The sequence below is a fragment of the Salana multivorans genome (assembly GCF_003751805.1).
Classification (GTDB): domain Bacteria; phylum Actinomycetota; class Actinomycetes; order Actinomycetales; family Beutenbergiaceae; genus Salana; species Salana multivorans.
Window position 1 is genome coordinate 856302 of record NZ_RKHQ01000001.1, and the last position, 12571, is coordinate 868872.

At 73.5% G+C, this 12571-nt stretch carries 13 protein-coding genes; all 13 read right to left on the reverse strand.

Annotated features, from left to right (window positions below):
• Positions 1 to 200: 200 nt before the first annotated feature.
• A complete protein-coding gene (locus EDD28_RS03920; protein ID WP_123738426.1) occupies positions 201 to 470 on the reverse strand; it encodes a hypothetical protein in 270 nt (89 codons plus the stop codon).
• Positions 471 to 581: 111 nt separating this feature from the next.
• Entirely contained in the window at positions 582 to 1724 is a 1143-nt protein-coding gene (locus EDD28_RS03925; protein ID WP_148059538.1) for a hypothetical protein, read from the reverse strand.
• Between the two features lie 178 nt (positions 1725 to 1902).
• Entirely contained in the window at positions 1903 to 2187 is a 285-nt protein-coding gene (locus tag EDD28_RS03930) for a WXG100 family type VII secretion target (RefSeq protein WP_123738428.1), read from the reverse strand.
• 133 nt (positions 2188 to 2320) lie between these two features.
• Positions 2321 to 3166 carry a hypothetical protein gene (locus tag EDD28_RS03935; RefSeq protein ID WP_123738429.1) on the reverse strand — a complete coding sequence of 282 codons (846 nt, stop codon included), beginning with the start codon at positions 3164 to 3166 and terminating at the stop codon, positions 2321 to 2323.
• Positions 3167 to 3273: 107 nt separating this feature from the next.
• On the reverse strand, positions 3274 to 4173 hold the full coding sequence (locus EDD28_RS03940) for a hypothetical protein (protein ID WP_123738430.1): 900 nt from the start codon (positions 4171 to 4173) through the stop codon (positions 3274 to 3276).
• 100 nt (positions 4174 to 4273) lie between these two features.
• Positions 4274 to 5122 (reverse strand): formate/nitrite transporter family protein, encoded by an 849-nt coding sequence (locus EDD28_RS03945; protein ID WP_123738431.1) that lies wholly within the window; start codon positions 5120 to 5122, stop codon positions 4274 to 4276.
• Between the two features lie 101 nt (positions 5123 to 5223).
• Positions 5224 to 6192, reverse strand: a complete 969-nt coding sequence (locus tag EDD28_RS03950) for an NAD-dependent epimerase/dehydratase family protein (protein ID WP_123738432.1) — start codon at positions 6190 to 6192, stop codon at positions 5224 to 5226.
• Positions 6189 to 7562: an amidase gene (locus EDD28_RS03955; RefSeq protein WP_123738433.1), complete on the reverse strand. Its 1374-nt coding sequence runs from the start codon at positions 7560 to 7562 to the stop codon at positions 6189 to 6191. The genes EDD28_RS03950 and EDD28_RS03955 overlap by 4 nt, the downstream gene beginning before the upstream one ends.
• Positions 7562 to 8482 carry an NAD(P)-dependent oxidoreductase gene (locus tag EDD28_RS03960; RefSeq protein ID WP_123738434.1) on the reverse strand — a complete coding sequence of 307 codons (921 nt, stop codon included), beginning with the start codon at positions 8480 to 8482 and terminating at the stop codon, positions 7562 to 7564. Before EDD28_RS03960 ends, EDD28_RS03955 begins: the two co-directional genes overlap by 1 nt.
• Positions 8483 to 8665: 183 nt before the next feature.
• A complete protein-coding gene (locus EDD28_RS03965; protein ID WP_123738435.1) occupies positions 8666 to 9703 on the reverse strand; it encodes a LacI family DNA-binding transcriptional regulator in 1038 nt (345 codons plus the stop codon).
• A gap of 36 nt (positions 9704 to 9739) precedes the next feature.
• The gene (locus EDD28_RS03970; RefSeq protein ID WP_123738436.1) at positions 9740 to 10441 is read right to left on the reverse strand and encodes a cyclase family protein; all 702 of its coding nucleotides are present in this window, start codon (positions 10439 to 10441) and stop codon (positions 9740 to 9742) included.
• A 91-nt stretch (positions 10442 to 10532) separates the two neighbouring features.
• Positions 10533 to 11537, reverse strand: coding sequence for a substrate-binding domain-containing protein (locus tag EDD28_RS03975; protein ID WP_170169345.1), 1005 nt, complete (start codon positions 11535 to 11537; stop codon positions 10533 to 10535).
• Positions 11538 to 11601: 64 nt separating this feature from the next.
• The gene (locus EDD28_RS03980; RefSeq protein WP_123738438.1) at positions 11602 to 12570 is read right to left on the reverse strand and encodes an ABC transporter permease; all 969 of its coding nucleotides are present in this window, start codon (positions 12568 to 12570) and stop codon (positions 11602 to 11604) included.
• Position 12571: the final 1 nt, after the last annotated feature.

The following is a 12571-nucleotide window of genomic DNA, read 5'->3' on the forward strand; positions in this document are numbered from 1 at the left end:
TCGGGACGGGGTGCGCCCGTTGGGGAGGGATCGGCGCCGCCCGGTCGGCGGCGGGGGTGGGGAGACGGACGGCGGCCGCACGACGACGGCCGCCCGGCCGGCGGCCGCCCCGGCGGCGAACCCCGGCACGCGACGCGACGGAGCGGGCCGCGCGGTCCTGGACCGGGCGACCCGCTCCGTCGGCGGGCTGGCGCGGGGCGTCAGCTCGAGGCGTCCTCCTGCTGCTGGGCCTGGTTGTTGATCTGCTGGCTGTTCTCGCGCAGCGCCGAGACGACCTGCGTGAGGGCCGGGACGTACTGGCCGGACCAGTCGCCCTTGAACCGGGTGGCGTCGGGGCCGTACCAGGGGGTGGCCTCGAGCAGGTTGGTGAGGCGGGAGGTCAGCTGCTCGATCTCCGTGGCGTCGGCGTCCATCTGGCGGGCGAGGTCGCGGCCGGCCTGGATGTCCATTCCGTAGACGTTGGCGCTCATGAGGGTGTCCTTTCGGTGGGTCCGCTGCTGCGGAGGGTTGTGGTGCAGAAGGTTGTGGTGCGGAAGGTTGCGGTGCGGGTGGTGGTCGTGCGGGTGGTGCTCCGGTCAGGGCTAGGGCTCGTCATCGGCCTCCCCGTCGGCGCCGGGTGCGGCGCCCTTCGCCCGGAGCGCCGCGAGCGCGGCGGTGCCGACCCCGGCGAGGCCGAGGGGGGCCGCCACCAGGCCGGCCGCACCGGGGCCGTCGCCGGACGTCATCGCCGCGATCTCGACGGGTGCGCTGGCGTGGCCGCCAGACGTCGGCGTGCCGACCGAGCCGAGGGTGCTCATGCGCACCGCGTGGCCGTCGCCCGCGCCGGGGCCGGACGTCGAGCCCGCCGGGCCCTCCGTCGAGCCCGGGCCGCCGGTGGTTCCGCCGGCCGAGCCCGAGCCGCCGCCGGTGCCGCCGGCCGAGCCGAGTCCCGAGCCCGCCGGGCCGCCGCCGGCTGAGCCGCCGCCGGACGACCCGCCCGGGCTACCGGTGGGGAGAGCCCCGGTGGAGCCGCTCGACCCGAGCGACCCCCCGGAGGCGAGGCGGTCGGTCGCGACGGCCGGCGAGCCGACCCCGGCGCTCGCGCCGGGCGACCCGCCCGAGCCGGTCGAGCCGCCGGACCCGCCGAGCGCGCGGAGCGCGAGCCCCGCCAGCGTCCCCGCGGCCGGGCCGGCCGTCGTGATCGTGACGGGCCGCCCGTTCCCGTCGTACCCCGTGATCGTCGTGATCGGGGTGGTGGCCGTTCCGCTGCCGTCGCCGACGCGGGCGCCGGGCTCCCGCCCTCCCCCGATGACCGGTGCCGGCGCGACGGACGTCCCACCGCCCGTCGGGGCGAGGGCCGGGTCCGTCACGGCGACCACGGGCGTCGGGGCGACGAGGATCGGCGGGGCGATCCGCGGCGTCGTCGGAGCCGGGGGAAGCTGCAGGGCGGAGACCGGGATCGAGATCTGCGGCGCGTCCTGCGAGGCGTTCTTCTGCGCGGTCGACGCGAGCTGGAGGACCGTGCCGAACCGCTCGAGGCACGTCCCGATGTACTTGACCCACGGGATGACGACCGAGCGCAGGTACCGGGCGAAGGCCGCGGCCCAGCCGGTCCAGGACATGGCCTCGAGCGCCGCGGCGAGCACCTCGAGCGCGGTGGCCAGCCCGCGGGCGAACTGGGCGCCCTGCTGGCACCGCTGGGTGAGGCGGTCGAGACCGCTGACGTCTGCTCCCTGGAAGGACATCGTCTCCACCTCCTTTCGTTCTCCGGTGAGAGTCGTTGACTGGTGTGTGGTGGCTGGTGGTCGAGGGCCGGGGCCGACCGTGGCTCGGGCCCCCTCGACGCCTTCGACGCTAGGTCGGCCCGCGTCGGGAGCACCAGCGTCGCGGGGGTGGAAGGTTCCGCCGCCGCGACGGCCCCGGCTAGGCGGAGGCGGCGTCCTGGGCGTCCGCGCGGCGGCGCATCTCGGCGGCGTTCGCCTGCAGGCTGTCGGCGGCCTGCTGCATCTGCGGACGCATCGAGCCGTCCCACTCGCCCTTGAACCGCTGGGCGGCCGGACCGATCCACAGCACCTCGCCCAGGAGGGAGCTGATGTCCTGGACCATGGAGCCGAGGTCGTCGGCGTTGCCCTGCATGCTGGTGGCGCCGTCGCGGGTCGCCTGGGTGTCGATCCCGTAGAACGTGCTGCGGTCGTAGCTCTGACTCATCGCCATCTCCTTCGGTGTTGACCTGATGGCGGCGACGCTAGGTCGGGCGCGGCACGCGGGGCCAGGGCCGAGGGGGTGGAAGGTTCCGCCGGGTGCGGCCCCTCCGGGCGCCGGGAGCGACCCGGCGGGTCGGTCAGACCTGCTCGGGGTTGAGCCCCGTCCCGGCGGCCTGGGCCGCGAGCACGGCCTCGAGGTCGTCGGTCGTGACGAGGCGGGTCTCCGCGACCCGGCGTCCGACGGCGAACCGCACGTTCTGGACGCGTCCCTCGGTGACGACGAACGGGTCGTCGGCCGGCCCGAAGGCGAGCCGGGCGATCGACCGGATCGCGTCGTCGACACGCTGCGCGCGGACGAGGTTCCAGGCGTGCCCGCGCCAGGTGAGGACGCTCTCGTAGATCTCCCGGTTCGAGGGGGGACGCGGGTAGTCGTCGGAGCCGGTCAGCCAGGGCTCGGCCAGCGCGAGGGCGACGTACCACTCGCGCGACCAGCGCTCCAGCCGGGGCGCGTCCGCGGTCGGCGCGCCGTCGCTGTCCGGCGTCGGCGGGGTGACCTGGCTGGGCGCGGCCGACTCCCGGACCTCCTGGACGTCCAGCACGAGGACGAGGTCGCCGAAGCCGTCGCCCTCCTCGCGACCGTGGAGCAGCAGCAGGTGGTTCTCGCCCTCGTCGAGCAGCGCGGCCATGCCGGGCGCGAGCGCCACGCGCCGGGCGCCGCCCGGGGCGTCGAACAGGCTGGAGAGCTGCGCCCCGGTCGACCCGTGCCAGCGCAGCCGGGCGACCTCCTCGCCCACCGTCAGCTCGCCGACCACGCGGGAGACGTGCGGGGCCGAGCGGGGCAGCGTCAGCGCCGTCGTGCGGAGGGATGCCTCCAGGTCGGAGTCCGGGAGCGCCGAGTCGGGGGCGCGACCGAAGAGCAGCGTGTCACCCGTGCCGAGCACGACCGTCGGGATGCCGCGCCCTCGCAGCATCACCCTCAGCACGTTCTCACCTCGACACCTCGGCCCTCTCGCAGGTCTTCAGGCAGGCTACCCAACGACCGCCGGGGGCAGGGGGGCGCGCCGCGCGCGGCGCGCCGGGCGGACGGGCGTCAGCGGCCCCCACCGGCGTCGCCGTGCCGGCCGGAGACCCACCGCTCCCAGGCGGCGAAGCCGAGGATGCCCGGGACCTGGACCATCCCCCAGGCGCCGTTCTCCCGGAACGCCTCGTCGCTCATGTCCCGGACGATGTCGCCGTACGTCGTGCCCTGCATGCCGTCGTAGATCGCGGTCCCCGCCTCGTGACCGAGCCCCCAGGCGACGCCGACCGGCCCCGCGGCGCCCATGCCGAGCGCCCCCGCCCCGGCGATCGCGAGGCCGCCGCCCGAGCCGACGATCTGCGAGTAGTCACCCTGCTCGATCCCACGCAGCAGGCCGTGCGCGTCCGCCGCGACGCCGAGCGCCGACGCGAGCCGGCCGACCTGACGCAGGGCTGGGGACGCCGCGTCGAGCGCCGCCTCGGCCGATGCGAAGCCGCCGGCGCCGAGGTCGATCCCCTCCTCGACGAGGATGCCGATGGTGCGCGCGAGGTCGTGCGACGTCGCCGTCGTCCCCGCCAGCGCCATGGCGCGGTCGAGCATCCCCCGCCAGCCCGTCCCGCGGCCGGTCGCGCCACCCGCGGGCGCCGAGCCAGCGGGCGCCGGGCCCGTGGGCGACGGGCCTGCCGGCGGCGGGCCACCCGCACCGACGGAGCTGGCGTCCTCCTGCTCCCGGGCCTGGTCGATGACGTGTCGCGCCGCCCCGGCGACCAGCCGCGAGGTCTCGCGCAGGTGGGGTTCGTGCGTGCTCGCCCACGCGGCTCGCGCGCGGTCGGCGTCGGGGCCGCGCCAGGAGAGGTCGGCGAGCGCGGCGGTCGTGCGCAGCGCGACGCGGAGGCAGACCTCCGAGTGCGTGAGCATCTCGTCGGCGAGGAGGCGCAGCGCCTCGACGTCGGCGCCGTGGCTGATGGTCATGGTCGGCTCCTCGGGGTCCGGGTGTCCCCGACAGCGTGACGCTCCCGCGCGGGCGCCGCCAGCCTCCGGCCCCCGGAACGTTCCGCGGCTCGGCGGCGCCTCAGCGACGGACCGGACCCCGGCCGTAGCCGCTGTCGTCGTTGACGTAGGCGTAGTACCAGCCGATGAGCAGCCCGCCGCCGACGTAGTTGCCCAGCAGCGCGATCGCGACGTTCCCGGCGGCGAGCCCGACGTCGATCCCCTCCCTCAGGCCGACCATCGTGAACAGCACGGTGTTCGCGACCGAGTGCTCGAACCCGAGGAACGCGAACACGAACACGCTCATCACCATGACGATCGACTTCGTCAGGTCGTCCTTGATGATCCCGTTGTAGACGAGCAGCATCGCGAGGTTGATCATGAAGTTGCACAGGACCGCCCGGACGAACAGGTTCCCCCAGCCGCTCAGGCCATCGGAGACGTAGGCGAGCTTGTGCGCGACCGCGTCCGTCATCTGCGCGCCGACGTCGCCCGACGGGATCGTCGTGAACCGCAGCAGCACGGCGAACACGAGCCCGCCGAGAAAGTTGCCGAGGAAGCACAGGCCGAGGATGCGCAGCACCTTGGGGATCGTCGTGCGCCGGTGGTAGAGCCCGATCGTCACGATCATCATGTTCGACGTCAGCAGCTCGGACTTGCTGTAGTAGATGAAGACGAGGGCCCAGCCGAAGAACAGCGCGCCGACGATCTTGCCGAGCAGGAGCGCCCGGTCCCCGTCGAGGTCCGTGAACGCCGCGAGGACCGCGAAGTACGTGCCGTACATGAGGCCGATGACGAGGCCCGCCATCGCCGCGCGCATGAGGTAGCGGCGGGCGAGGTCGCCGCTCATCGCTGTCTTGGTCTCGAGCGCCTCCAGCACCGTCGAGATGAAGTGCTTCCCGGGGAAGAGGTCGCTGGGGCTGCTCGGCATGGCCCACAGACTCTCACGTCCGGCCGCGTCGGCGCCGCCGTCCGCTGGGCCCGAGCCGTCGACGCGCCGAGGGCGGCCGGCTGCCCTCGGGGCCGGCGTCGTCACGCCATGAAGTCGGGGTGGTCACGCGCCCAGGCGAGGTAGTGCTCCAGCGCCCGCGGCATCCCGTAGGCGGCGCGATACCCGAGAGCCACCCCCCGCTCCAGCGACATCGGCGCGTTGTCGGCGAACATCCGCACGTTCGCGTCCGCCTCGTCGACCCGCACCCGCGCGCCCGGCAGGTGCTCCGAGAGCGCCAGCGACCACTCGAGGACCGACCAGACGAAGGGCGAGCTCACGTTGACGATCGCGTGGTCGAGCCGCGGCGCCGTGAGCGCCGCCACCACCGACTCCGCGACGTCGAGCGTGTAGACCCAGGCCTTGCGCCCTGCCCTCGGCAGAACGATCTCCCGGCCGGCCAGCGCGGCGGCGAGCGCCTGGAACGGGGCGCTGGTCGCGTCTCGAACCGCGGTCCGATGCTCCCAGGCGCCGAACACGTCACCGAGCCGGAGGCTGACCGCCTCGCGACCGCGCAGGTCAGCGACGCGCAGCACGGCGCTCTCCCCGGCCAGCTTCGTGATCTCGTAGAGGCTCTCCGGGCGTTCCTGACCGGTCTCCTCCACGAGCAGGTCCTCGCGCACCGACGCGCTCCCGTAGGCCGCGATGGACCCGAGGTGCACGAACCTGCCCTGGCAGGTGTCGTCGAAGGCCGTGAGCACGGTCGACGGACCGACGACGTTGACCGCGAGCGCCGTCGACGGGTCGTCGCGCTCGCGCTCGGGCCCCGGCGTGATCGCGGCGCCGTGCACGACCGAGTGGATCCTCCGGCTCGTCATGACCTCCCGCAGGCGCCTCCCGTCGCGCACGTCGCCCTCGACGATCTCGACCGGACGCGCCATGCCCCCGATGGCCCGGGCCACCGGGGCCGACGGCGACGCGGCGTAGACGACCACGTCGAACCCCCGCGCCGCGAGCAGGTCGACGACGGCCAGCCCGACCGTTCCCGTCCCTCCCGTGACCATGACCCTCATCCGCGCGCTCCCTCCCGCCGGGACCCTGGCCCCGACGTCTCGATGTCCCCGGTGGCCGACGCGCTCGCGAGCATGCCCGCGACCTCCAGCAGCAGGTCCTCCCCACCCCGGGCCGCCACGAGCTGGACGCCGATCGGCCGTCCGTCGTCGAACGGCTCGACCGGTACCGACAGCGCCGCCCACCCGACGGCGTTGACCCAGTGGGTGAACGCGCCGAGGTCACCCGGGTCCGGCGAGGTGCCGTCGCTCAGCACCGGGTCGCCCCCGTCCGCCGGCCACGCCGCCGTGAGGGTGGTCGGGCACAGCACGAGGTCGTGGTCCCACAGCCTCTCCTCGGCCTCCGCCCGCAGGTGCGCGACGGAGGTCAGCGCACGCAGGTAGTCGGCTCCGTCGACGTCGGCCGCCCGCGCCGCGGCCGCGAGCAGCCCGTCGTGCGCCGGGCCGGGGCCGGGGGCGTCGGCCAGCGCGGCGGCGATCCCGACGGCGGCCATGGTGTCCCACGCCTCGCGCAACCCGGACCAGGAGTAGGGAGCCGGCACCTCGCGCACGACCGCGCCGAGCGTCCGCAGCCGCTCGGCGACGGCGGCGACGCGGGCCAGCACGACCGGATCGACGCGCACCCGCTCGACCGAGGTGATGACGGCGACGCGCAGCCGACCCGGCCACGGCGCCACCCGGCGGGTCAGGAGCGAACCGGGGTCGCGGGGATCGGGCCCGCGCATCGCCGAGAGCGCGGCGACCACCAGGTCGAGGTCGGCGGAGAGGATCCCGATCGTCTGGAACCCGGGGACGAGCTGGGGGAACCCGTTGACCCGGGGCACGACGCCCGCCGCGGTCCTGAGCCCGTACAGGCCCGTGAGGCTCGCCGGCGCCCGCGTCGAGCCGCCCGCGTCCGTCCCGAGCGCGACGGGGACGATCCCGGCGGCGACGGCCGCGGCGGAGCCACCGGACGAGCCTCCCGGCGTCAGGCGCGGGTCGACGGGGTTGCGGGTCGTCCCGTAGGCAGCGCTCGACGTCGTCTGACCGACCGCCAGCTCGGGCATCGTCGTCGTCCCCACGAGCACCGCACCCGCCGCGTCCATCCGCTCCACGCAGACGTCCGAGCGCTCGGCACGGTGTCCGGCCCAGCACCTGCTCCCCCACGTGACGGGCGCACCGGCGACGAAGACGTTGTCCTTGACGGCGTACGGCACCCCGTCGAGCCGGCCGAGTCGGCTCCCGCTCGCCCGCCGGGCGTCCGAGCGCTCGGCGGCGGCGAGCGCCGGCTCGGGCAGGAGCCCAGCGAACGCGTTCACGTCCCGGCGTGCGGATGCGAGCCGCAGCGCCGTGAGCACGGCGGCAACGGCTCCGCCGTCCTGGTGCGTCGCCATCAGTAGCCCGCCGCCACGTCGACCAGCCCCCGTGGTCGGCGTCCCGCCGCGTACCGCTCGAGGTTCTCCACGATCCGGTCGGCGAAGAGCGGCACGTTCATCTCGTGCGTGTTCGCCGTGTGCGGGGTGATGAGCGCCAGCTCCTGCGACCAGAGGGGGTGCCCGTCGGGCAGCGGTTCCGGGTCCGTGACGTCGAGCCCCGCGCCCGCGATCGTGCCGGCGGCGAGGGCGTCGACGAGGTCGTCCGTCACGACCACGGCCCCGCGGCCGACGTTCACCAGGACGGAGCTCTCCTTCATCCGGGCGAGCAGATCGGCGTCGACCATCCCGCGGGTCGCGTCCGACAGCGGGACGGCCACGACGACGACGTCCGCGTCGCCGACGTGCTCGGCGACGCGGTCCGGTGCGATCGTCGCGTGCGCGAACGCGACCGGGTCCGGGGTGCGGCGGCAGACGGTGAGATGGACGCCGAACGGGACGAGCAGCGCGGCGAGCTCCCGCGCGATGCCGCCGCCCCCGATGACGAGCACGCGCGAGCCGAACAGCGTCCGCCCCCGCTTGACGCCCCAGGACTCCGCGCGGGCGCGCTCCCGGATCGAGCGCAGCAGGGCGAGGGTGAGCGTCAGAGCGTGCTCCGCGACCGGCCGCGCGTAGACCCCCTTCGCCGAGACCCACGTCAACGACGGGTCGAGCACGCCGGCGGCGAGGAACCTGTCCACCCCGGCGGACGGGAGCATCACCCACTCGACCCGGGGGCAGCGCTCGAGGGTGCGGGCGAGCGCCTCCGGCTCACGGTGGATCGACCACACCAGCACGCGGGCGTGCGGGGCGTCGACGACCTCGCCGCCGCCGGCCGCGATCGCTCGGCGGTACTCGGGGACGTCGGTCGGTGCCAGGTGCACCGGGACGGGTGGTGTCATCGGTCGTTCTCCTCGTCGGGTGGTCGCCGGTGCGCGTTCGGCTCGCGCGAGGCACGCGTTCGGCTCGTGCGAGGCGCGCGTCGAACCGGACGCGCCGGCGGATGGGTCGGCCGGCGGGGCCGGCCGGTGGACACGAGGCGGTCGCGCCGCTCGTGCGAGGCGGTCGCGCCGCTCGGCGCCCGCCTAGTGCGCTCCGGACGGCAGCGTCGAGCGGCGCACGACGAGCCTGGCCGGCAGCCGGGTCACCGTGCGCGACTCGACCGAACCGTCGATGTGGTCAAGGAGCAGCTCGGTGGCGCGTGCCCCGATGTCGCGGGTCGACTGGGAGATGGTGGTGAGCGGCGGCTCGGCCGAGCGAGCCCACTCGTCGTCGTCGAACCCCAGCAGCGAGATCTCGTCCGGGATCCGCAGCCCGCGCTCCTTCAGCCGGCTGTAGAGGCGGAGCATCATGACGCCGTGCCCCGCGAACAGGCACCTCCTGCGGCCACGAGGGTCGGCGAGGAACGCCTCGAGCTGGGCGTCGAGCTGGGCGTCGTCGCGCACGTCCGCCTCGTAGACCCGGGCCGAGACGGTCGCGTGCGGCGCGAACCGCGTGCGGAAGACGTCGGCCCGCTCGGCCCGCGAGGTCGTCGAGCCGATGACGTCGGTGAAGTAGGCGACGTCGTCGTAGCCGGCCTCGACCAGGTGCTCGACGGCGTCCTCGACGGCTCGGACGTTGTCGCTCCCGACCAGGTCCAGCTCCGCGTCCTGGATGTCCTGGTCCACCAGCACGATCGGCACCGGGCCCGCGGCGAGCTCGCGCACGACCTCGTCGTTGTGGCCCGTGGTGAAGATGAGCAGCCCGTCGATGCCGTACGAGCGCAGCACGTCGAGGTAGCGGCGCTCCTTGACCGGGTCGCGGTCGCTGTTGCAGACCATGAGCATGTACCCGCGCTTCTCCGCGACGGACTCGGCTCCGCGCAGGACGCTGATCGCGAAGGGATTCGTGATGTCCGGGACGACGAAGCCGATCGTGAAGCTCTTGTCCTGCCGCAGGCCGCGGGCCAGCCGGCTCGGCCGGTAGCTGAGCTCGGCCACGGCCGCGTCGATGCGGGCCTTCGTCGCGGGCGACATCGAGCCGAACTGCTGGCTGAGGTAGCGCGACACGGTCGTGCGGGAGACCCCGGCGGCCGCTGCGACGTCCAGAATCGTCGCGACCCGTTGGGCATCGCCCTTCGCCATCAGAACTCCCCTCCGCTCACCTTCACCACTCCCCTTCTACTCCTCGACGATGGCAAAAGCACGCACCGGCGAACCGGTGCCCGCGTCGAGACGCAGCGGCACGCCGTAGAAGACGAACTCGCCCTTTCCGACGAGCTCCTCGAGGTTGACCAGCCACTCGTAGTGGGTGATCCCGCGGTCGCGGCACACACGGTGGCTGGGGAAGAGGTTCGTGGACATGATGTCGGTCGACGGACCCTCCACGCCGTGGATGACCGAGCCGTGGTCGGCCAGCCAGTGCGTCGCCTCGACCGAGAGACCGGGGTTCACGTCGAACAGGTGGGGGTCCGGGTAGTGCCGGCGGTGGAAGCCCGTGTTGAGCAGGACGATGTGCCCGTCGACCGTGATGCCCGTCCGGCGCTGCGCCTCCTCGAGGTCCTCGACGGTGATCTCCCCCAGGTCCGGCACGTGGGTCATGTCGAAGCAGACCGCCTTCCCGAAGAACATCTCCAGCGGCATCCGATCGATCGTCAGACCGTTCGGGTTCATGTGGAAGAAGGCGTCGACGTGGGTCCCCGTGTGCTCCACCATCCCGAGGTACTTCCACGACGAGGTGTGGGGGTCATCGGGGGTTCCCGACCCCATCGCCAGGCTGGACTCGTGGGTCTGCAGCGTGACGTACACCGGGCGCTGGAACGCGGCCTGCACCGGCATGTTGTCGCTGATGGTGAGAGTGAGGTCGACGATCCTCTGGGCCATTCTTCTGTGTCCTTCCGAGACGGGGCGGTGGGGAGACGGGGCTGCGGCGGGGGCGGGGCGGGTGATGCCGCCCCGCCCCCGCTCGCTCCGCCTACGTGCGGGCGGGCTTGAGGACCTGCTGGACGTCCTTGTCGTCGATGTTCGTCGCGTCGACGAACGCGGCGGGGACGTCGACGACGGCGTCGACGCTCTCCCCCCGGATGGCCTTGATGGCATTCGTCACGCCCGCGAACCCGATGCCGGCCGGGTCCTGGGTCACCGTGCCGCTGACGACTCCGTCGCGGATCGCCTGGAGGATGTCGTCCGAGCTGTCGAAGCCGACCACGACCACCTCACCCGCCTTGTCGGCACCGCTCACGCCGAGCGAGACACCGACGGTCGTGCCCTCGTTGGTGGCGAAGATCCCCTTGATCCCCGGGTGGGAGGAGAAGATGTCCTGCGTGATGTTGAGGGCCTTGTTCCGGTCGCCCTCGCTGAAGAAGGTGTTGAGCAGCGAGTAGCCGTCCTTCTCGATCTGGGACGTGAAGCCCTCCTCGCGGGCCATGCCCTGGACCGAGCCGGCGACCTCGTTGACGACGGCGACCTCGCCGGGCTCACCGATGAGCTCGGCCATGTTCTGCGCCGCGAGGGCGCCCGCGGCGACGTTGTCGGTCGAGACGGTCGAGCGCGGGACGTCGGAGTTGAGCTGGCCGTCGATGATGACGACCGGGATGCCGGCGGCGTCGGCCCGCTCCAGCGCGGGCACGAGCGCGTCCGGGTCGACCGGGGAGATGACGATGGCCTCGACGCCGCGGGTGATGAAGTCCTCGACGATCTTCACCTGGCCCTCGGAGTCCGTGTCGGTCGCCGTGCCCTGGAACGCGATCGTGTACCCGTTCTCCTTGGCGGCGTTCTCCGCGCCGATCTGGACCGAGGTCCAGTAGTCGTAGAGCGTCGACTTCGGGATGACGCCGATGACGCCGCCCTCGGCTGGGGCGTCCGTGCTGGTCTGGCCATCGGTGGTGGCGTCGGTGCCGCCCCCGGTGGTCCCACCACCACAGGCAGCGAGCAACAGCGCACAGGCGCCGACGGTGGCCAGCGACAGGAGCTTCTTCATGGTGGACTTCCTTTCGTGGGTACTGCTCGGACCGACGTGACGGCGACGGGCGTCGCGCCTCTCGTCAGCGGGTGCGCCGGCGGCGCAGGGCATCGAGCCAGACGGCCGCGATGATGACGACGCCGATGGCGATCTGCTGCCAGTAGTAGGAGACGCCGAGGAGGTTGAGACCGTTGCGCAGGACGCCCATGACGAGGGCGCCGATGAGGGTCCCCCCGATGCCGCCGACGCCACCGGAGAGGCTGGCTCCGCCGATGACGGTCGCGGCGATCGAGTCGAGCTCGTAGCCCTCGCCTGCGGTGGGAGCGGCCGAGACGAGGCGCGAGGTGAGGATCACGCCGGCGATCGCTGAGAGCAGGCCGCTGACCGCGTAGACGCCGATCTTGATCCTCGGCACGTGGAGGCCGGACAGGAACGCGGTCTTCTCGTTGCTGCCGATGGCGAAGACCCCGCGACCGAACCGGCTCTTGAGCAGGACCCATCCGACGACGGCGCACAGCACGAGCATGAGAACGGCCGGGAACGGGATCCCGAGGACCGACCCGTTGCCGAGCCAGGAGAAGGCCCGTGGCAGGCCGGACACGGGCGAGCCGTTGGTCATGACCAGGACGGCACCGCGGGCGATCCCCAGCATGCCGAGCGTCGCGATGAACGGTGGGATCTTCCCGTAGGCGATGAGGACGCCGTTGAGCGCTCCGACGAACGTCCCGCCGAGGAGCCCGACGAGGATCGCGAGGGGGATCGGCACCTCGGCCCTGAGCAGGTCGGCGGTCAGCACGCCGGCGAGCGCGGCGATCGCGCCGACCGAGAGGTCGATGCCGCCGGTGATGATGACGTACGTCTGGCCGATCGCGATGATGGCGATGACGGACGTCTGCGTCGCGATGTTGAGCAGGTTGTTGACCTGCAGGAACGGGGGCGAGCTCACGGCGAACCCGATGATCAGGACGACCAGGCCGGCAACGGCGCCGAGACGCTGGAGCTGGAGGCCGCGACGGGTCTGCCTCGGACGGGCGGTTGGCTCGGTGGTCACG

Excerpts from the sequence above, each read along its gene's own strand:
- EDD28_RS03920 (WP_123738426.1), bottom strand. The coding sequence starts at position 470 with ATGAGCGCCAACGTCTACGGAATGGACATCCAGGCCGGCCGCGACCTC.
- EDD28_RS03925 (WP_148059538.1), bottom strand. The coding sequence starts at position 1,724 with ATGTCCTTCCAGGGAGCAGACGTCAGCGGTCTCGACCGCCTCACCCAG.
- EDD28_RS03930 (WP_123738428.1), bottom strand. The coding sequence starts at position 2,187 with ATGAGTCAGAGCTACGACCGCAGCACGTTCTACGGGATCGACACCCAG.
- EDD28_RS03940 (WP_123738430.1), bottom strand. The coding sequence starts at position 4,173 with ATGACCATCAGCCACGGCGCCGACGTCGAGGCGCTGCGCCTCCTCGCC.
- EDD28_RS03945 (WP_123738431.1), bottom strand. The coding sequence starts at position 5,122 with ATGCCGAGCAGCCCCAGCGACCTCTTCCCCGGGAAGCACTTCATCTCG.
- EDD28_RS03950 (WP_123738432.1), bottom strand. The coding sequence starts at position 6,192 with ATGAGGGTCATGGTCACGGGAGGGACGGGAACGGTCGGGCTGGCCGTC.
- EDD28_RS03955 (WP_123738433.1), bottom strand. The coding sequence starts at position 7,562 with ATGGCGACGCACCAGGACGGCGGAGCCGTTGCCGCCGTGCTCACGGCG.
- EDD28_RS03960 (WP_123738434.1), bottom strand. The coding sequence starts at position 8,482 with ATGACACCACCCGTCCCGGTGCACCTGGCACCGACCGACGTCCCCGAG.
- EDD28_RS03965 (WP_123738435.1), bottom strand. The coding sequence starts at position 9,703 with ATGGCGAAGGGCGATGCCCAACGGGTCGCGACGATTCTGGACGTCGCA.
- EDD28_RS03970 (WP_123738436.1), bottom strand. The coding sequence starts at position 10,441 with ATGGCCCAGAGGATCGTCGACCTCACTCTCACCATCAGCGACAACATG.
- EDD28_RS03975 (WP_170169345.1), bottom strand. The coding sequence starts at position 11,537 with ATGAAGAAGCTCCTGTCGCTGGCCACCGTCGGCGCCTGTGCGCTGTTG.